The organism is Mycobacterium sp., assembly GCF_049802695.1.
GTDB lineage: Bacteria > Actinomycetota > Actinomycetes > Mycobacteriales > Mycobacteriaceae > Mycobacterium.
On the sequence record NZ_JBARMY010000140.1, the window covers coordinates 1 to 19,627 of the forward strand.

16 protein-coding genes and 4 pseudogenes are annotated in these 19,627 nt (G+C 65.4%); 5 read left to right on the forward strand and 15 right to left on the reverse strand.

All coding sequences use genetic code 11. The annotated features are described in order from the left end of the window. From WA317_RS05475 to WA317_RS05540, 14 genes and pseudogenes are all read right to left on the reverse strand, one after another. Nucleotides 1-397 (reverse strand): annotated as a pseudogene (locus WA317_RS05475) (protein pafC); the annotation flags it as partial. Next, nucleotides 394-1,404: a helix-turn-helix transcriptional regulator gene (locus WA317_RS05480; protein WP_425172073.1), complete on the reverse strand. Its 1,011-nt coding sequence runs from the start codon at nt 1,402-1,404 to the stop codon at nt 394-396. The gene WA317_RS05480 and the pseudogene WA317_RS05475, both read right to left, overlap by 4 nt. Nucleotides 1,405-1,492: 88 nt before the next feature. Next, a complete protein-coding gene (gene pafA / locus WA317_RS05485; protein ID WP_425172074.1) occupies nt 1,493-2,851 on the reverse strand; it encodes a Pup--protein ligase in 1,359 nt (452 codons plus the stop codon). A 118-nt stretch (nt 2,852-2,969) separates the two neighbouring features. Further along, nucleotides 2,970-3,671, reverse strand: a pseudogene (gene prcA / locus WA317_RS05490) (proteasome subunit alpha); the annotation flags it as partial. A 198-nt stretch (nt 3,672-3,869) separates the two neighbouring features. Beyond that, on the reverse strand, nt 3,870-5,201 hold the full coding sequence (locus WA317_RS05495; protein WP_425172075.1) for a phthiocerol/phthiodiolone dimycocerosyl transferase family protein: 1,332 nt from the start codon (nt 5,199-5,201) through the stop codon (nt 3,870-3,872). Next, nucleotides 5,198-5,446 carry a hypothetical protein gene (locus WA317_RS05500; protein WP_425172076.1) on the reverse strand — a complete coding sequence of 83 codons (249 nt, stop codon included), beginning with the start codon at nt 5,444-5,446 and terminating at the stop codon, nt 5,198-5,200. The genes WA317_RS05495 and WA317_RS05500 overlap by 4 nt, the downstream gene beginning before the upstream one ends. Nucleotides 5,447-5,916: 470 nt before the next feature. Beyond that, a pseudogene (locus tag WA317_RS05505) lies at nt 5,917-6,017 on the reverse strand (hypothetical protein); the annotation flags it as partial. Between the two features lie 64 nt (nt 6,018-6,081). After that, nucleotides 6,082-9,291: an RND family transporter gene (locus WA317_RS05510; protein ID WP_425172077.1), complete on the reverse strand. Its 3,210-nt coding sequence runs from the start codon at nt 9,289-9,291 to the stop codon at nt 6,082-6,084. 92 nt (nt 9,292-9,383) lie between these two features. Further along, complete coding sequence (locus WA317_RS05515; RefSeq protein WP_425172078.1) at nt 9,384-9,635, reverse strand: hypothetical protein; 252 nt, start codon at nt 9,633-9,635, stop codon at nt 9,384-9,386. Nucleotides 9,636-9,728: 93 nt separating this feature from the next. Further along, on the reverse strand, nt 9,729-10,487 hold the full coding sequence (gene prcA, locus WA317_RS05520) for a proteasome subunit alpha (RefSeq protein WP_425172079.1): 759 nt from the start codon (nt 10,485-10,487) through the stop codon (nt 9,729-9,731). Beyond that, complete coding sequence (gene prcB, locus WA317_RS05525; RefSeq protein WP_425172080.1) at nt 10,484-11,377, reverse strand: proteasome subunit beta; 894 nt, start codon at nt 11,375-11,377, stop codon at nt 10,484-10,486. Before prcB ends, prcA (WA317_RS05520) begins: the two co-directional genes overlap by 4 nt. Further along, nucleotides 11,374-11,568 carry a ubiquitin-like protein Pup gene (locus WA317_RS05530; RefSeq protein WP_422224525.1) on the reverse strand — a complete coding sequence of 65 codons (195 nt, stop codon included), beginning with the start codon at nt 11,566-11,568 and terminating at the stop codon, nt 11,374-11,376. Before WA317_RS05530 ends, prcB begins: the two co-directional genes overlap by 4 nt. A 114-nt stretch (nt 11,569-11,682) precedes the next feature. Further along, a complete protein-coding gene (dop, locus tag WA317_RS05535; protein ID WP_425172081.1) occupies nt 11,683-13,191 on the reverse strand; it encodes a pup deamidase/depupylase in 1,509 nt (502 codons plus the stop codon). A 57-nt stretch (nt 13,192-13,248) separates the two neighbouring features. Next, a complete protein-coding gene (locus WA317_RS05540) occupies nt 13,249-13,770 on the reverse strand; it encodes a winged helix-turn-helix transcriptional regulator (RefSeq protein WP_425172082.1) in 522 nt (173 codons plus the stop codon). Nucleotides 13,771-13,874: 104 nt separating this feature from the next. On the opposite strand from WA317_RS05540, the gene WA317_RS05545 reads away from it, so the two are divergent. The 3 genes from WA317_RS05545 (at nt 13,875) to WA317_RS05555 (ending at nt 16,739) form a co-directional block, all read left to right on the forward strand. After that, nucleotides 13,875-14,675, forward strand: a complete 801-nt coding sequence (locus WA317_RS05545) for a crotonase/enoyl-CoA hydratase family protein (protein WP_425172083.1) — start codon at nt 13,875-13,877, stop codon at nt 14,673-14,675. A 49-nt stretch (nt 14,676-14,724) separates the two neighbouring features. Beyond that, entirely contained in the window at nt 14,725-15,954 is a 1,230-nt protein-coding gene (locus tag WA317_RS05550) for an acyl-CoA dehydrogenase family protein (protein WP_425172084.1), read from the forward strand. Between the two features lie 167 nt (nt 15,955-16,121). Continuing rightward, complete coding sequence (locus WA317_RS05555; protein WP_425172087.1) at nt 16,122-16,739, forward strand: hypothetical protein; 618 nt, start codon at nt 16,122-16,124, stop codon at nt 16,737-16,739. 87 nt (nt 16,740-16,826) lie between these two features. On the opposite strand, the gene arc is transcribed toward WA317_RS05555, so the two are convergent. Next, a complete protein-coding gene (gene arc / locus WA317_RS05560; protein ID WP_425172085.1) occupies nt 16,827-18,653 on the reverse strand; it encodes a proteasome ATPase in 1,827 nt (608 codons plus the stop codon). Between the two features lie 146 nt (nt 18,654-18,799). Here arc and WA317_RS05565 point away from each other — a divergent pair, with 146 nt between their 5' ends. Both WA317_RS05565 and WA317_RS05570 read left to right on the forward strand, forming a co-directional pair. Then, nucleotides 18,800-19,291 carry a hypothetical protein gene (locus tag WA317_RS05565; protein WP_425172086.1) on the forward strand — a complete coding sequence of 164 codons (492 nt, stop codon included), beginning with the start codon at nt 18,800-18,802 and terminating at the stop codon, nt 19,289-19,291. Between the two features lie 34 nt (nt 19,292-19,325). After that, nucleotides 19,326-19,627: pseudogene (locus WA317_RS05570) on the forward strand (hypothetical protein); the annotation flags it as partial.

Here is a 19,627-nt window from a genome sequence, read left to right on the forward strand (position 1 = left end):
CGTGCCGGGGAAAGGCTTTCCCGACCGCACCGGCTGCCGACTCGATTTTGGCGATCGCGCTGCGCGCCGCCTCGGGGTCGACGACGCCGGGAATGTCGGCCAGCGCCCGCAGCGCCATCAACAGACCGGTGGCTTCCGGCGAGGTGAGTTGCAGCGGCCGGTCCATGCCGGCCGAGAACGTCACTTCGATGGTGTCCCCGGAGAATTGGAAGTCGATCAGGTCGCCGGGCCCGTAACCGGGAAGACCGCACAGCCACAGCTGGTTGAGGTCGTCCTCGAGCTGCTTCGCCGACACGCCGAGGTCCGCGGCGGCTTCGGCGCGGGTGATCCGCGGGTTGGCCTGAAAGTACGGCACCATGTTGAGCAGCCGCACCAGGCGCGTGGAAATCAGAGTCATCTGCGCCGCTCCTCCTCATCGCGCTGGGCCTGGGCGCTCAACCGGGCCAGCACATCGCCGCGCAGCGCCGACGGTTCCAGCACGACGGCGTCGGCGCCGTAACCGGCGATCTCGCGGACCAGCCAGTCGCCGGCCCCGACGAGCTCGAATACCTCACCGTCGCGGCCGGCCAGTTGCTGCGGCCCGATGGACGTTCCGGCCTGTCGCAGAGCGGTGGCCCGGCCGTCGGCCACCCAGACCGTCGCCGTCGTACCGGCCGGTCCCGCAGCGACTTCCGTGACGGCTCCCGCCACGATCTTGCGCAGATCCACGCCGTCGGGCCGGGTCACCGCACCGGCCGGACCGATCGGCGTCACGTCGGCGCCGATCCGGGACAGCCGAAACACCCGGGTGGCGTCGCGGTCACGGTCGTGTCCAACCAGGTACCAGCGACCCCGTTCGGTGAGGACTCCCCACGGTTCGACGGTGCGGGTGGCATATGGCTCGGTACGCGACGGCCGGTGCGAAAACTGCACCGCCTGCCCGGAGTCGATGGCCGACAACAGCTTCCCCAGAGCGCCTTCCGAGCCGCGAAGGCCGGGTTGGCCCGCCGGCGCGGCGATCGACACCGGGGCGTTCGGATCCAGATCCACTCCGGCCGCCCGCAACTTGAGCAGCGCTCCCTGGGTGGCGGTGATCAGTTCGGGCGAATCCCACAGCTGGGTCGCGACCGCCACCGCGGTCGCCTCGTCGGGCGTCAGCTCGACCGGTGGCAGCGCGTAGGCGTCGCGGTTGATCCGGTAGCCCTCGGTAGGGTCGAACGACGACAACCTGCCGGTTTCCAGCGGAATGCCGAGATCGCGCAGCTCGTTCTTGTCACGCTCGAACATCCGGGAGAACGCTTCGGCGTTGGGACTTTCCGAGTAACCCGCCACGTTCGATCTGATCTTCTCGGCACTGAGGTAGCCGCGGGTCGAGAGCAGGGCGATGACCAAGTTCATCAGTCGCTCGACTTTCGAGGTCGCCATTCCCACCAGGTTAAAGCAACAAGCCGCGCCGACACGCCCAGAGATCACAAGCGCGCCACACCGCGGCGGCGCCACGCTTGGACGGGAGCTACATGCTGGCGATCAGCCGCTTGACCCGCTCGTCGACCGCACGGAACGGGTCCTTGCACAACACCGTGCGCTGCGCCTGGTCGTTGAGTTTGAGGTGCACCCAGTCGACGGTGAAATCACGGCCGGCGGCCTGCGCTGCGCTGATGAACTCGCCGCGCAACCGGGCTCGGGTGGTCTGCGGCGGCTGGTCGACGGCCTCGTCGATCTCTTCGTCGGTGGTGATCCGGGATGCCAGGCCTTTGCGCTGCAGCAGGTCGAAGACTCCCCGACCGCGTTTGATGTCGTGGTAGGCCAGGTCGAGCTGCGCAATCTTGGGGTCGGACAGGTCCATGTTGTAGCGGTCCTGGTAGCGCTGGAACAGCTTCCGCTTGATCACCCAGTCGATCTCGGTGTCGACCTTTGCGAAGTCCTGGCTCTCGACGGCGTCGAGCTGACGCCCCCACAGGTCGACGACCTGCTCGATCTGCGCGTTGGGCTCGCGGGTTTGCAAGTGCTCGACGGCGCGGCTGTAGTACTCGCGTTGGATGTCCAGGGCACTGGCCTGACGCCCGCCCGCCAGCCGCACCGGACGCCGGCCGGTGACGTCGTGGCTGACCTCGCGGATGGCCCGGATCGGGTTGTCCAGCGAGAAGTCCCGGAACGGCACTCCGGCTTCGATCATCTCCAGCACCAGCGCTGCGGTGCCCAGCTTGATCATGGTCGTGGTCTCGCACATGTTGGAGTCGCCGACGATGACGTGCAGGCGCCGGTACTTCTCGGCGTCGGCGTGCGGCTCGTCACGGGTGTTGATGATCGGACGGCTGCGGGTGGTGGCCGACGAGACACCCTCCCAGATGTGCTCGGCGCGCTGGGAGAGGCAGAAGGTGGCCGCTTTCGGCGTCTGCAGCACCTTGCCGGCACCGCAGATCAGCTGACGGGTGACCAGGAACGGCAGCAGCACATCGGAGATACGGGAGAACTCACCGGCCCGCACGATCAGATAGTTCTCGTGGCAGCCGTAGGAGTTGCCGGCGGAGTCGGTGTTGTTCTTGAACAGGTAGATATCGCCGCCGATGCCTTCGTCGCTCAGCCGCTGTTCAGCGTCGACGAGCAGGTCTTCGAGCACCCGCTCGCCGGCGCGGTCGTGGGTGACCAACTGGATCAGGCTGTCGCATTCGGCGGTCGCGTACTCGGGATGGCTGCCCACGTCGAGGTAGAGCCGCGCGCCGTTGCGGAGGAAAACGTTCGAGCTGCGGCCCCACGAGACCACCCGGCGGAACAGGTAGCGGGCCACCTCGTCCGGGCTCAGCCGACGATGGCCGTGAAACGTGCAGGTGACACCGAATTCGGTCTCGATGCCCATGATTCGTCGCTGCACAATAACGAGCGTACTGGGTGTCGGCACCTGAGGGTGCGCAAGCCGCGCCGTCGGGGCTTTCGGTGTGAACTACTTGGACGGCTTGGCGTCGTCGGCGCTGGACTCCTGGGCACTGGCGAAGCAGCCCTTCCAGTGCCGACCCGGCGATCCGCCGGAACGCCCGCCGGGGCCGGTTCACGTCGAGAATGGCCACCTCCAGGGACAAAACGTCGAGCTTGGGCTGGTCGCCGGCGGAGTTGTCGCCGCTGGGAGAGCGCAGCGCGTCGACCGCGATGCGCAGCGCGTCGGTGAGGTCGGCGTTTTCTTCATAGGTGTCCTTCAACGCCGTGGTGATCGGCTCGGTGGTGCCGCCCATCACCACGAAGTGCGGCTCGTCGGCGATCGACCCGTCGTAGGTGATCCGGTACAGCTCAGGCGGTTTCGTCTCGCCGAAATGCGCCACCTCGGCCACGCACAACTCGACTTCGTACGGTTTGGCCTGTTCGGTGAAGATGGTCCCCAGCGTCTGTGCGTAAACGTTGGCCAGCTGCCGACCGGTGACGTCGCGGCGGTCGTAGGCATAGCCACGGGTATCGGCGAACTGGATCCCGCCGCGCCGCAGGTTGTCGAACTCGTTGAACTTCCCAGCGCCCGCGAAACCGACCCGATCGTAAAGCTCGCTGATCTTCTGCAGCGACCGCGACGGGTTCTCCGCGACGAACAGCACACCACCGGCCAAGGCCAACGCCACCACACTGCGCCCCCGTGCGATGCCGTTGCGCGCGAGTTCGCTGCGCTCGCGCATGGCCTGCTCGGGCGAGATGAAATACGGAAAACTCACGCGTCACCCCGTCGCGGCTCGGCATCCGGTCCGAACGTGTCGGCGCGCGAGCGCCGTTGGATGACCTCGCGGGCCAGGTCGGGTCCGCCGGTGGCGGGGCCTCCAGGTCTTGACGTCGCCGAACAGGTCGACCGCGACGGCCTGTTATCCCCAGACGCTGACCGCTTGGTGACTTGCAGCTGAGCGTCGCTACGACCTTTATTGAAGTGCGTCCAGCAGTGTCGCCACAGCAGCGTCCGCGAACTGCTGCGCGGTCGGCTGCGACACAATCCCGTCGACGTAGGTGAAATTCCAAAACAGTTGGCCGTGGACGGTACCGGCCGCCGCCAGAAGGTAGCCGCCGACCGATAGGCTACCCGCGCCCTGGCCGCCGGACAGGGACCATTCGCCGACCCGCGCCGGAAGGAAGTCGAGGCGACCGACGTTCGTCAGGGCAATGTTAGGGGTAACACCGAGACGTTCCAATCGGCCAATGACGCGCGCGCCGCTGTCGAGCGAGGCGGGAGCTATGTACCGCACAGCGTTCTGCGCCGCGAGATGCTGACCGAATCGCACGCGTCGACGCATCGACCGGTTGACCTGCTGGGCGATCGACCATAGATCCCGGCCACCGCCGAAGCGCACGATCGGCGTCAACGAGGACACGAAGGCACCGGCTTCGTCGAAGGGAACCGGGGGGACCGCTGCGACGCGGCAGTCGACCGGTGAGTTGATGGCTATCCAGCCCGAATCTTTTTGCGCGGCTATCGGTCCGATCGCCATTGCCATGGCCGCCGCCAGTGCGCCGTGTACGGTGACACCTTCGGCATGGCAACGCCGGATCAGTGCGTCCAGCTGACTGCCTGACAGGTTACGGCACAAGAGTCTGGTCCGGCGCTGGGACGGCGGGACGGGTGTCTCCGGTCGCAGCCGTCGCGGCCGGGTGATCGCAGTGACGAGCCCGTCGGCGACAACGCTGCTCGCGATCCTGGCGAAGCCCCGGACACCGCGATAGCGGGCGGGTAACAAATCTTCGGGGGCGCCGACCGCCGGCCGTGAGATCGTCTGGGTGTCGCCAGGTGACCGGCTCAGACGGTCGGCGTGCTGGAGCAGCCTGATAATCAACCAAATCACGGTGAAGCCGTCAACAGCGATGTGCGACCCGGTCAGCACCAGATCGTGCACGTCGCCGGAGTTTCCTACTATGTGCATAAGACGGACCAGCGGACCGGTGTGCCAGTCCAGCGACGTGGCCAGCTCGTAGCTGTCGACCTGCCGTTGCCATTCGACGTCGTCACCGGTCAGCGTGCGGATGCCGATCGGCCGCGTGGACGGCAGGTAGGAGGGATTGGTTCCGTCGGCCTCGGCGGTGATCGCAACCCGCAGCACCGGGTATTCGGCGGCCAGCGCGGCCGCCGCCGCTTCGAGCAGGTCATGCGAGATTTTGCCGTGGACACGCACCCGCGAAATGACGTTGAGCGGGGAAAGCTGATTGGCGATCCAGTACCACCGTTCCTGCGGGCTCAACGGGCGGCACAGCTGCGTTGTCACAACGCGGTCCACGCCTTATCGAACCACATGGGACGGACAGTTTGCGGCGTCAGGACGCACGTCGGCGCCAGGCGCAGCCCGCGGTTGCGCGCCGCTTTGGCCAGCCGCCGCAAGCCCTTTAACCGGGTGCGCTTGCGGCGCAGGTCCTCGTATGTGCGCAGCGCCGCAGCGGGGTAGGGCACCCGGGCAAGAAGTTCGGCCAGCGCGTAGCCGTCCTCGGTCGCGGACCTGGCGCCCTGGCCCATGCTAGCCAGCCTCGGGTGGGCCGCATCACGGAGCAGGGTGACCGCCCCGCGGCCGCACTCGATGACAAAGGGCCGCCCACGCGGCCCGGGCGGGCGCGGCGCAGCACTTTGCCGGCGCAAGGGCAGATCTCGCATGCAGCCGACGGGATTACGGATAGTCCGTGCAGCGTCTCTTGTCGCCGTCATTGAATAAACCTCGGGGCTCACACGCAGTCCGAACTGTCGTTGCCGTGACTGTACAACCGCTACGACGGAAATACGCGGTTAAGCTCGGTGTCCCCGAACGTCGATTCCGGTACGGCGGATTTATGCCGGAATCCGTTCGCCGGCGAGGTGTACCGGTCGGCGGCGATTTCGACGGGGCTGGTGTCCTCTGTGCACTCCCGGGCGTTGTCACCCCTAAGGACGGCGGGCGGACCGTGTGCATCGAGGCAACTAATGACCCAAACTGCGGTGACGACCATCGGGCATGCGTGCGTGCCGTGATTACGGTAGTTGCGTTGGCGTCACGGCCGGAGTAGCCGACCGGGGTGGATACCACGTCTGGCCGCTTGCCGATCAGTGCCGACATAACCCAGAAGCAGCCCCCGCTGTAGGTGGTTATTCGTGTCCTTCCCTCACGATCTATCCTAGGCCTACGGCCACCGCAGCCAGTTCTGCCCGGAAGACGATGTCCAAACCCATGCTTTCGGGCCGGTACCGGCTGCGGCCAGCTGACGAGATCGACCGGCCATGGCCCGTTGGTCGGATGGATCTGCCGCGTTGCCCTGATCGGATGCCCGGGCTGGCGTGACCTGATCGGACGGGCCCGCTGCGGTGGCTTTCTTGGATGCAGCGGCCACCGTCAGCCAACCTGGTGCATCGCGATCGGCACGCGCTCGCTCCCGTTGCTTCGACGGTAGCCACTTCGACGGCCACCAGTTCCCCTTCCCAGCCAGCACCGCCAGTGCCGGCACAGTGATGGTGCGTACCAGGAAGGTGTCCAGCAGCAGGCCGACGCCCATGACGAAGCCCACTTGGACCATGGCGCTCAGACTGGCGAACAGCAGGCCGAACATCGACGCGGCGAAGATCAGACCTGCAGACGTGATCACGCCTCCGGTCGTGCCAACAGTGCGAATGACACCGGACCGAATCCCGTGCGGGGATTCGTCGCGAATCCGCGAAATCAACAACATGTTGTAGTCCGCGCCGACGGCGACCAAGATGATGAAGGCTAGTCCGGGCACGTTCCAAGCAAGTGGTTGACCACCGATGAACTGGAATACGATAACACCGATACCCAGCGCCGAAAGATACGAAAGAACCACTGTGCCAACGAGATACAGCGGCGCCAGGACCGCCCGCAGCAGCAGTACCAGGATCGCGAACACAACCGCGATGGTCATGCCGACGATGAACCGCAGGTCATGGTCGTAGTAATCGCGCATTTCGCTGCTCGTCGGCGTCAGGCCCGCCGTTGATATCGACGCATCGGCCAGCGACGTGTTGGGCTGCGCACCCCGCGCCGTGTCGGCAATTGACTTGACCTGGTCCATCGCCTTCGCTTCGAACGGCTCCAGCTTCGACTGCACCAAGTAGCGCACCGCATGTCCGTCGGGTGACATGAACACCCCGGCGAGATCTTTGAACCGGTTGTCCGCCATCACCTGCGGTGGAATGTAGAAACCAGCCATGCTCGGCTGCGACGCATTGAGTTTCACCGCCAACAACAAGGCCGCCGCGTCGGATAGACCGCCACCGACCTGTTTGGTCTGGTCACTCAATGTCTGCACGCCGTCCGCCACTTGCTCGCTTCCGTTGGCCAGGGCGTTCGCGCCTTGCTGGATAGTCGTTATGTTGTTCTGCAGCGCGCCGGCGTTGTCGAGGCCCAGGGCATCGACCGTCTGGACCGCTCGACCGAGGGACGCACCAACACTCTGCAGCGTGGCCTCCAAGTCCTGGGCGCCGGGGATGGACTGCAGCTGCCGAGCAAGATCGGCGACCGTGTCGAGCTGTCCGCTGTTGCCGCTGTCGACCAAGCGCTGCAGCAGGTCGCGCGCATTGCTGCAGGCCGGATCTCCGGCGCACACCGGGCTGGCATTCAGCCCAGCCAGCACAGGACCGATCGCGTTTAACTCAACTTTGAGGTTCCCGACGTTCGCGCCCATCGAGTTACCCGCGGAGCGCATGCTCGCGACCAGCCTTTCAATGTCCTGGACGGTCTTGGAGCTTGCAAGTTGGTTCTCGATGCCGGCGAGTGTGTTGGCGAGACCGCTGACCACCGCTACCGCCTGGCTCACTTGGCTGCGTACGGTGCCGAGACTGTCGGCGAGCTGGCGCGCACCGCCCGTTAGAGCGTCAAGGTCGCCTTTGGCGCCGGCGATGCGATTCGCTGCGTCCGAGAGCTTGTCACCGACCACGCCGGCCTGCCAACTCAACGTGGCTTGTTCCAGCGGTTGGCCCGTCGGCCGGGTGATGCCGCGCACCATCGCGATACCAGGCAGCTGACTGACCCGCTGCGCCATCTGCTCGAGGTCCGCCAGCGCCTTGGGTGTGCGCAAGTCATGCGGAGATTGGACGAGAAGGTACTGCGGGGTCATCGAACTCGCCGGGAAATGGCGGTCAATCGCCGCGAATCCGATGTTGCTTTTGGCCGACGCTGGCAAGCTCTTGCGGTCGTCGTAACTGACGCGCATCAGCGTCGAACAACTGGCCAGGAAAATCAGAATGCCCAGACTGGCAACCAGGTGCGCCACCGGGCGCCGCACAATGTGAATTCCGGAACGCCGCCACAACCGGCTGGTGAGATCTTTCTTCGGGGCTATCCATCCGCGCCGCCCGGCAACCACCATGAGCGCCGGCAGTAAGGTGACCGCGGCCAGAAATGCGACCGAGACCGCGAGAGCCAGCGCTGGCCCAATCGTGGAAAACAGCTCCAGGCGAGTGAAAATCATGCCCAGAAACGTGACCGCCACGGTAGCCGCGGAGGCGGCGATTACCTTACCGATGCCCGTCAATGCCCGCGCGACAGCTTGGTCGGAATCCAGACCGCGCCGCAGGTGTTCGTGGTAGCGGCTGATCAGGAACACCGCATAGTCGACGCCGGCACCCATCATTATCGCGGTCATGAACACGACCGTCTGCTGCGAAATACCCAGGCCTACCCCCGCCAGTGCGGCAACGACTTGCTGTGCAGCCACCATAGATATTCCGATGGTCGCCAGCGGCAGCAGCATGGTGACGGGGTTTCGGTAGATCACTAACAAGATCAAGAGCACCATGATGACGGTCGCAGTCGTGATCAGACGCAGGTCGCGTTCCCCGATTTCGCCAAGTTCGAAGGCGGTGGCCGGAATTCCGGCCATGTTCGCGGCCAGGGTGGATCCCTTTGGCACCTGCTCGACTGTCTGGTTGACGATCTCGACAACCCGCGCATATGCCTCACTGAATTTGACTGAAGGCACCTTTCCGGCAATGCCGACCGGTATAAGCCACGCTTTATTGTCTTGGCTGGCGAAGACTTCACGCAGCGGGGGGGTAGTGATGAAGTCTTGCACTATGACGACGTCGCGGGTGTCCTGCCGCAACCTGTCGACCAGCGTGCGGTAGACGTGTTCGTCGGCGGGTGTCAGCCCGTGCTCGTCGGTGAGCACCACCACCGCGATGTTTTGCGGCTCCGTTTCGTGAAACGAGGCGGTCATCTGCCTGGTCGCGACCTCAACCGGCGCGTCACTCGGCAGGATTTCTTCGGTACGGTCGCGGACCACGAGCGCCAACGGGGAAAACGTCACCGACAGCACGGCCGCCAGCGCCACCCAGAAGCCGATGACAATCAACGGTCGGCGCACCACGAGGCGCGCCACTCGCAGGAAAATGCCAACGGTCGGCCGCCTATTAGCAGGCTCGCGGCGTAACACCTTGTTAGGCTACCCTTCGCCGGTGGCGTGCAATGACGCTATGAGAGCGAACGCGGAAAACAAAGTTTACCGGGCGAGCGCACGCCCATCGCGGCGAATTCGCCGCCCGCTTCCCAGCCCTTCACGAGCTGCGTGGCGCGCCTGATTCGATTGGCCTGTGCTGGATCGTCGGTGCCGCGGATCGCGGCAATGGCCGCTGCGTCGCGTGTCTTGGCCGCGGCGAACGTGTGCTCGCTGGCCAGGCCAGAGCCAACGAAGGCGTCGATGACCGAAATACGCAGTGCCCTCATCAGGCACCTCCACAACTCCCACTCCTCCACTGTGCGCCAAACTACGCCCGGACAGGCGTCACTCGAAGCGGGTTTGCTGGGAAGTCGTAATCCCTAGCCCGACGAGCCCGACGACTTTGCGTCAGCCGAGCCGGCGCCGTCGTGTTTGGGCAGCAGCGCATCCAGCGCGGAACCGGTGATCCGCCGAAATGCACGCCGCGGCCGGTTGGCGTCGAGGATGGCGACCTCCAAGGACGTCACCCCGAGGGCGGGCTGATCGCTGCCAGAGCTGTCGGCGCTGCCTGCCCGCAGCGCGTTGACCGCGATCCGCACCGCGTCGGTCAGGTCGGCATTCTCAGTAAAGGAGTCCTTGAGTGCCGTGGCGATAGGCTCGGTCGTGCCGCCCATCACCACGAAATGCGGCTCATCGTTGATGGATCCGTCATAGGTGATTCGGTACAGCTCAGGCGGTTTCGCCGAGCCGAAATGCGCCACCTCCGCCACGCACAACTCAACTTCGTAAGGCTTGGCCTGTTCGGTGAAGATCGACCCCAGCGTCTGCGCGTAGACGTTCGCCAATTGCCGACCGGTGACATCGCGGCGGTCGTAGGCATAGCCGCGGGTGTCGGCAAATTGGATTCCGCCGCGCCGCAAGTTGTCGAATTCGTTGAACTTCCCGGCGGCCGCGAAACCGACCCGGTCGTAAAGCTCACTGATTTTCTGCAACGACCGCGACGGGTTCTCCGCGACGAACAGCACACCACCGGCGAAGGCCAACGCCACCACACTGCGTCCCCGGGCAATGCCCTTGCGCGCGAGCTCGCTGCGCTCGCGCATGGCCTGCTCGGGCGAGATGAAATACGGAAAACTCACGCGTCACCCCGTCGCGGCTCGGCATCCGGGCCAAACGTGTCGGCGCGCGAGCGCCGTTGGATGACCTCGCGGGCCAGCTCGGCGATACGTTGCTCGGCAACGTCCACGGCGCCGTCCGGTCCGACGGCGACCGCTGTCGGGAAGATGCCGCGGACCAGGTCGGGCCCGCCGGTGGCGGAATCGTCGTCGGCGGCGTCGTAAAGCGCCTCCACCGCTACCCGCAGCGCCGATTCGGCGTCTGACACCTGTGAGTACAGCTTTTTGATCGCCGATTTGGCGAAGATCGAGCCCGAACCCACCGACTGATAGCCCTCTTCTTCGATGTTCCAGCCGCCGGCGGCGTCGAACGATACGATGCGCCCGGCCCGCTGCGGGTCCGGGTCGTCGAGGTCGAAGCCCGCGAGCAACGGCAACGCGACCAGCCCCTGCATCGCGGCGCCCAGATTGCCCCGCACCATGATCGCAAGGCGGTTGACTTTGCCGGCGAACGTCAGCGGAACGCCTTCGAGCTTCTCGTAATGCTCGAGCTCGACGGCGTAGAGCCGGGCGAACTCGACGGCGATGGCCGCGGTACCGGCGATGCCGGTCGCGGTGTAATCGTCGGTGATGTAGACCTTCTGGACGTCGCGGCCGGCGATCATGTTGCCCTGCGTGGAGCGACGGTCACCGGCGATCACAACGCCGCCCGGGTGTTTCAGCGCGACAATCGTGGTCCCATGCGGCAGCTGGTCAGCGGCACCGGACACCCCGCCGCGCCCGGCGCCCACCGGCAGCAGCTCCGGGGCCTGCCGGCGCAGGAATTCGCTGAAAGAGGACACGTCTACAGGATTCGGGAAAGCTCCGGGGAGTGCTGGATTAGTGGCCAGATGATTGCGGAACGGCCAGGTCACTGTCCGCCCTTTTGGACGTACGCGCGGACGAAGTCCTCAGCATTCTCTTCGAGCACGTCATCGATCTCGTCGAGCAGATCGTCGGTCTCATCGGTCAGTTTCTCGCGGCGTTCCTGGCCCGCGGCGGTGCTGGCGGTCAGGTCGTCGTCATCGCCGCCGCCACCGCCACGCTTCGTCTGCTCCTGCGCCATCGCCGCCTCCTGCTGGTTATCGGCCGCATCACTCGCGCGCCGGTTTCTCTACCCTACCGGTCCAGGCCGACATTGCCGGGGGATCTGGGTTCGATCGCCCGCCGCGGCTGACGGTCAGGTCGTGAGCTGTTCGACCAGTTCAACTGCGCTGTCCACAGAGTCCAGCAACGCCCCGACGTGCGCCTTGCTGCCGCGCAGCGGCTCCAGCGTCGGGATGCGCACCAATGAATCGCCACCGAGATCGAAGATCACCGAGTCCCAACTGGCCGCAGCGATGTCGGCGCCGAACCGCCGGAGGCACTCACCGCGGAAGTAGGCGCGGGTGTCGGTAGGCGGATTCTCGACCGCACTGAGCACCTGCTGCTCACTGACCAGACGCCGCATCGAACCTCGCGCCACCAGCCGGTTGTAGAGGCCTTTGTCCAGGCGGACATCGGAATACTGCAAGTCGACCAGGTGCAACCGGGGAGCCGACCAAGCCAGATTCTCCCGCTGGCGAAAACCCTCGAACAGCCGCAGCTTGGCCGGCCAGTCCAGCACATCCGCGCATTCCATCGGGTCGCGTTCGAGTTGGTCCAGCACCGCCGCCCAGGTCTGCACGACGTCGGCAGCGCGGGGATCGGGGTCGCGGCTGTCGACCAGTTTGGCCGCCCGGTCGAGGTAAATGCGTTGCAGGGCCAGGCCGGTCAGCTCCCGCCCATCTGCCAGCGCGACGGTGGCGCGCAGCGACGCGTCGCGGCTGATGGCGTGCACGGCGTGTACCGGCCGGGCGAGCGCCAGGTCGCTGAGGTCTATGCCGTGCGCCGACCCTTCTTCGATCAGGTCGAGCACCAGCGCGGTGGTGCCCAGTTTCAGATACGTCGACGTCTCAGCCAGGTTGGCGTCGCCGATGATGACGTGCAGGCGGCGGTACCGGTCGGCGTCGGCGTGCGGCTCGTCGCGGGTGTTGATGATGCCGCGCTTGAGGGTGGTTTCCAGCCCCACCTCGACCTCGATGTAGTCGGCCCGTTGGGACAGCTGGAAGCCGGGCTCGTCGCCGGCAGGCCCGATACCGACCCGCCCCGAGCCCGTGATCACCTGCCGGGACACCAGAAACGGCGTCAACCCGGCGATGACCGACGAAAACGGCGTCTGCCGGCTCATCAGGTAGTTTTCATGCGACCCGTAGGACGCGCCCTTGCCGTCGACGTTGTTCTTGTAAAGCTGCAGCTTGGCTGCGCCGGGCACGCTGGCAACGTGTCGGGCCGCGGCCTCCATAACCCGTTCGCCGGCTTTGTCCCAGATCACCGCATCCAGCGGATCGGTGCATTCCGGCGCGGAGTATTCCGGGTGCGCGTGGTCGACGTAGAGCCGGGCGCCGTTGGTCAGGATCATGTTGGCCGCGCCCACCTCGTCGGCGTCGACGACGGGCGGCGGCCCCGCCGACCGGCTCAAGTCGAAACCGCGGGCGTCGCGCAGCGGTGACTCCACCTCGTAATCCCAGCGGGTGCGCTTGGCACGCTGAATGCCTGCGGCGGCGGCGTAGGCCAGCACCGCCTGTGTCGACGTCAGGATCGGGTTCGCGGTCGGGTCCGACGGCGACGAAATGCCGTATTCGACCTCGGTCCCGATAATCCGTTGCATGACTGAAGCCTAGGCGCGACGGCGGCGCGGGCGGTCCGCGGCCCGGGATGGGGCCGTTCAGCGGACGTCGCCGGCCGTCACGGCGGAGGCGAATCGGCGCTGAATGTCGGATCTGCCGAGTAGTCGTGACGGGTAGCCGGGACCTGGTCGCGGCGTGACATCCTGCGCCTGCAGTGGCTGCCGGCATTCATGGCACACCACATCGGCATGCGTGTCATGGCCGCACGCAGTGTGCTGCAGGACTATCGGGACTCCAGCCTCGTCGGCCAGCCACTTGTCGCCCCAGCGGCTCATCACCGCCAGAACGCCGAAGAAGTCGCTGCCCTTGTCAGTTAAAAGGTAGTCGTAGCGCGCCGGCCTGGACTGATACGCGCTTTTTTCCAACAGTCCCAAGTCGACCAGACGTCCGAGTCGATCGGTCAGGGTTGTGCGGGCGATACCCAAAGCTTGCTGTATGTCGTCGAAACGCGTCGTGCCATAGAAAGTTTCTCGCAGAACTAATGCCGTCCAGCCGTCGCCGACAACATCCACGGTGCGGGCGATCGAACATGGCCAGCCGTCAAAGGCCGTTCGTCTCATGCCCACAGCGTAGCAAGTCTCATCATGCGACTGAGTTGGAAGTATTGCATCGCTTGGTCTAACGTGCGATGAGTCTCATTATGAAACTAACTGGGAGTCGATCAATGGCGCCATCGGAAACCGATCTTGAAACGATCACCCTCGATCGGCAGGGGCATGTGCTGCTGATCGGGTTGAACCGCCCCGACAAACGCAATGCGTTCAATCTCGCGATGCTCGGCGAGTTGGCCCGCGCCTTCGAGATTCTGGAATCGGATGCCGACGTGCGGTGCGGAGTCTTGTATGCGCACGGTGAGCACTTCACCGGCGGGCTGGACCTGGTCGACGTCGGACCCGCGATTGCCGCCGGTCAGGCAGCCTTTCCGGCCGACGGCCGCGACCCCTGGCGACTCGACGGGACTTGGACTACGCCGCTGGTCGCTGCTGCCCACGGCTGGGTGATGACCCTGGGAATCGAACTTCTGCTGGCCGCCGACATCCGTGTCGCGGCGCGTGACGCTCGCTTCAGTCAGCTCGAGGTGCGCCGCGGAATCTATCCGTTCGGCGGGGCGACACTGCGCTTTCCCCGTGAGACCGGCTGGGGCAACGCCATGCGCTGGATACTGACCGGCGACGAGTTCGACGCCGAGGAGGCCCACCGCATCGGTCTGGTGCAGGAATTAGCCGACGACAGCGCCGGCGCGTTGGCCTCGGCGACGCGCATTGCCCACACCATCGCCGACCGCGCAGCCCCATTGGGTGTGCAGACGATCCTGCGCTCGGCCCACCGCTCCCGTGACCACGGCGACGCTGCGGCGATCGCCGACCTGCGCCCCGACATCGCCCGCTTGTTCGCCACAGCCGATGGCGCCGAAGGCATTGCGTCGTTCGTCGACCGCCGTGATGCGGTGTTCACCGGCCGCTGACGGCTGTTCCGCTGATTCTCCCCACCACTCTGCCGAGGAGTACGCCACGATGACTACCGCTGCAGCAACGCCTGCCCTGTTCCAACTCCCACCCGACATCGACGAGGCTCGCTGCTGGGCGCATGCCTTCGCCGAGAGGTATATCCGCCCGGTCGCCGCGGACTACGACGAACGGGAGACAACACCATGGCCGGTGATCGAGGAAGCCGCCACCGCGGGGCTTTATAGCCCCGAGTTCGCGCTGCAGATGCGGGACGAGCCGACCGGTCTGCTCATGCCCGTCGTCGCTGAGGAGATTTTCTGGGGGGACGGCGGAATCGGTCAAGCCCTGCTGGGCACATTCCTGCCGGTCTGGGCATTGTTCGGCGCGGCCACCGAACACCAGATCAGCACGTGGCTTCCCGAATGCTTCGGCACGCCAGGCGATCTGGCGGTCGCAGCACTGTGCGTCAGTGAGCCCGGGGCGGGCAGCGACGTGGCGGCCATCCGCACCCATGCCCGCTACGACAGCCCCGCCGGCGAATGGCTGCTCAACGGCACTAAGACGTGGGCCACCAACGGCGGCATTGCCCGAGTGCATATCGTCAACGCCGTTACCGACCCGGTCCTAGGGGCACGCGGGCACGCCTTGTTCCTGGTTCCGCCCGGCACTTCAGGGCTCAGTCAAGGCCAGAAGTTCGCTAAACACGGACTACGGGCGTCACATACCGCCGAAGTCGTCCTGGACAACGTCCGGATCCCCGCAGATCACGTCCTGGGCGGCAAAGACGCCCTCGACGAGCGGGTGGCCGCGATCCGGGAAGGGCGTCGTATCCGGGTGTCCGCCGCGATGGCCACTTTCGAAGCTACGAGACCCGTCATCGGCGCGATGGCCCTCGGGGTTGCCCGAGCCGCGTACGAATACGCACTCGACTACGCGAAGGTCCGCGAGCAATTCGGCCGGCCCATCATCGACAACCAGTCAATTGCCTTCAGCCTGGCTGACCTGGCCACCGACATCGACGCCGCCCGGCTGCTGGTCTGGCGCGCCTCCAACCAACTCGCCCGCAAGGTTCGCTTCGACCACGCCGAAGGAAGCATGGCCAAACTCGTCGCCAGCGAGGTCGCCGTCCGCGCCACCGAACACGCGATCCAAATCCTCGGCGGCAACGGCTACACCCGCGACTACCCGGTCGAACGTTGGGCACGGGACGCAAAGATCTTCACCATCTACGAAGGCACCAGCGAGATTCAACGACTGATGATCGCCCGGGCAATCTCCGGACACCGCATCGCTTAACCACCCCGCGCGCCTTCCCTGGCGGGTCGGTGCTCGCGGCCGGAGGACTCAGTATGGGCCCTGCATAACGATCCCCCGTTGCCGCGCCGTTGAGACAGGCAGCTGACGGACCGAGGTTGACGCAGCTGACGCCAGTGATTAACTTCACCCTGGTGTCCGCTGACGCGCTGCGCGAACCAGTGACCGGCCTGTCCGGGAAGCGCTACGGCGAAGTGCTTCTGGTGACGCCTGGCGAGGCGGGTCCACAAGCCACCGTCTACAACAGCTTTCCGCTCAACGACTGTCCCGCCGACTTGTGGTCGGCGCTCGACCCGCACGCCATCGCGACCGAAAACGGCGTGTCCGCGGCTCTGCTCAATGGGCCGCGCTACTGGTTGATGAACTCCATCGAAAAGCAATCGCGAGGCCCTCGGATGACGAAAAATTTCGGCGGAATCGAGATGCTGCTGCAGGCCACAGTGCTGCTGTCCGGGATGAACCCGGAGCCCTACACCGCAAATCAGGTCAACCGTCACACCGTCTTCACCTTTGACGCCGGAGAAGAGGTCTACGAACTGCAAGACGCCGCTTACCGACGCTGGGTGATGCAGACCTGGAGCCAGATCGTTGATCCCGACCTGTCGCGGGCCGACCTGAACCGACTCGGCGAGCGGCTCAACCTGCCAGACGGATGGACTTTTCAGTCACGAGTGCTGGACAGCCCATTACGCATCGACACCACCACCCACGCCGCGCAGGTCATGCAGGACGACTTGAAAAACAGCTATTCGCTGGTGACCGGCTGACGGTTTAACCTCGCCGAGACTGAGACCGCGGCGACGCCACTCGGCGTGTCGTGTCCACGGTTTCAGTGTCGGCGCAGCGACCTGCACCTACAGATACTGGCCGAGGTTGGACTCGGTGTCGATAGCCCGGCTGGCACTCGACGATTTCCCGGTGACCAGGGTGCGGATGTAGACGATCCGCTCGCCCTTCTTGCCTGAGATCCGCGCCCAGTCATCGGGATTGGTGGTGTTCGGCAAGTCCTCGTTCTCGGCGAACTCGTCGACGATTGAATCAAGCAGATGCTGAATGCGCAGACCGGGCTGACCGGTCTCCAACACCGACTTGATCGCGTTCTTCTTCGCCCGGTCGACGACGTTCTGAATCATCGCCCCGGAGTTGAAGTCCTTGAAGTACATGACCTCTTTGTCGCCGTTCGCGTAGGTGACCTCGAGGAAGCGGTTGTCGTCGATCTCGGCGTACATCCGGTCGACGACCTTCTCGATCATCGCCTTGATGCACAACGATCGGTCGCCGCCAAACTCGGCGAGATCGTCGGCGTGCACCGGCAGCGCCTCGGTGAGGTACTTGGAGAAGATGTCCTGCGCCGATTCGGCGTCGGGCCGCTCGATCTTGATCTTGACGTCGAGCCGGCCCGGCCGCAGGATCGCCGGGTCAATCATGTCCTCGCGGTTAGAGGCACCGATCACGATGACGTTCTCCAAGCCCTCCACACCGTCGATCTCGCTGAGCAACTGCGGGACGACCGTCGTCTCGACGTCTGAGGAGACCCCAGTACCACGGGTGCGGAAGATCGAGTCCATCTCGTCGAAGAACACGATCACCGGGGTGCCCTCGGAGGCCTTCTCGCGGGCGCGCTGGAAAATCAGCCGGATGTGGCGCTCGGTCTCGCCGACGAACTTGTTGAGCAGCTCGGGACCCTTGATGTTCAGGAAGTAGGACTTGGCTTCGCGGGCGTCGTCGCCGCGGACCTCGGCCATCTTCTTGGCCAGCGAGTTGGCCACCGCCTTGGCGATCAGCGTCTTTCCGCAGCCGGGTGGACCGTAGAGCAGCACACCTTTGGGTGGGCGCAGCGCGTACTCCCGGTACAGCTCCTTGTGCAGGAACGGCAGCTCCACGGCGTCGCGGATCTGCTCGATCTGGCGAGTCAGGCCGCCGATGTCCTCGTAGCTGACATCGGGCACCTCTTCGAGTACCAGGTCTTCGACTTCGGCTTTGGGGATGCGCTCGAAGGCATATCCGGCTTTGGTGTCGACCAGTAGCGAGTCGCCCGGGCGCAGCTTGCGGGGACGCAGGTCGTCGCTGGCGGCGTCGGGGGCGCCGTCGGGCAGATCCTCGGCGACCAACGGCTCGGCAAGCCAGACGATGCGCTCCTCGTCAGCGTGGCCGACGACCAGGGCGCGGTGACCGTCGTTCAGGAGCTCCCGCAGGGTGGAGATCTCGCCGACCGACTCGAACGTGCCAACCTCGACGACGGTCAGCGCCTCGTTGAGGCGAACCGTCTGCCCCTTCTTCATCGACTTGGTCTCGATGTTCGGCGAGCACGTCAGGCGCATCTTGCGGCCGGAGGTAAACACGTCGACGGTGTCGTCGTCCTGCACCCCCAATAAGACGCCGTAACCGCTCGGCGGCTGCCCCAGTCGGTCGACTTCTTCGCGCAGGGCCAGCAGCTGTTGCCGGGCTTCCTTCAGCGTGTCCATCAACTTGGCGTTGCGGGAAGCAAGTGAGTCGATCCGAGACTCGAGCTGATGCGCGTCGCGGGCGCCGCGCGCGACTTCCTGCGATCCGACAGCACTTTCGAGTTGCTCACGCAGCACCGCAGCCTCCCGGCGCAGCTGCTCCAACTCGGCCGCGTCGTCGCTCGACAAGTCGCTTTCGCGAGGGTTCCTGAACGGTTCCCGTTCTGACTCACCCATCGTTAGCTCCTTTCCTACGCCGCAGTGGGCGCGGTGGAATACAACAAAGCTACCGGCGATTGGCCAATCGTGCGCGGACTCGAAAACCGACACTCTGGTCTCAGGGTTAACATCGCTTTGAAGTCGGCCTGATCGAAAGGACTCTAGTGACCTTGAAACTCCTAGCCACGGGCGTGGTTGCCCTGGCGGCGATCGGCGCGGCAGCAGCCGGTGTGACTTCGATTGCATCTGTTAGACAGAACGTTCCTCAGGCACAGTTGGCTGTCGTCGGGGCGCCGCTGCCGCTCGATCCCGCTTCCCTGCCGAGCCCCGGTGACCTCGTCGGCGTCCTCAACGGCCTGCAGGATCCCGGCGTCCCGTTTGCCAACAAGAGCAATCTCATCCAGGGCGGTGTCGGCGGGGTTGAAGGCCATGTGGCGGACCGGAAGCTGCAGAAAGCTGCACAGAACGGTCAGCTGCCGCTGTCATTCAACATCGCCAACATCCAGCCGGCCGCCCCGGGCGCCGTCTCGGCCGACGTCACGGCCAGCGGGCCCGGACTGGCACCGAGCACGCGTAACCTCAGCTTCATCAACGAGGACGGCTGGAAATTGTCTCGCTCCTCGGCCATGACGCTGCTGCAGTCCGTCTCGGGCTGATCACTGCTGAATGCACCGGCGTATCCCGACAATCGTGAGCGCGGTCGCCGTCGCACTCGGATTGTCGGGGTGTCTGCACAGCCAGTCCAGGCCGGCGCCGACGGCCGCACTTTCGACGACCGCGACACCCACCTCGGCCGCGGCGCCCACGAGAGCTCCGCTGCCATCGCCGGAGGCTCTAACCGAGGTGCTGTACCGGCTCGCCGACCCGGCGTTGCCGGGTTTGGCCAAGTTGCACCTGGTCGAGGGCTCGCGTCCAAACGATGCGCCGGTCTTCGACAAATTCGCCAGCGCGCTGCTGAACGGCGGCTTCGCGCCGCCCACCTTCAACGCCAG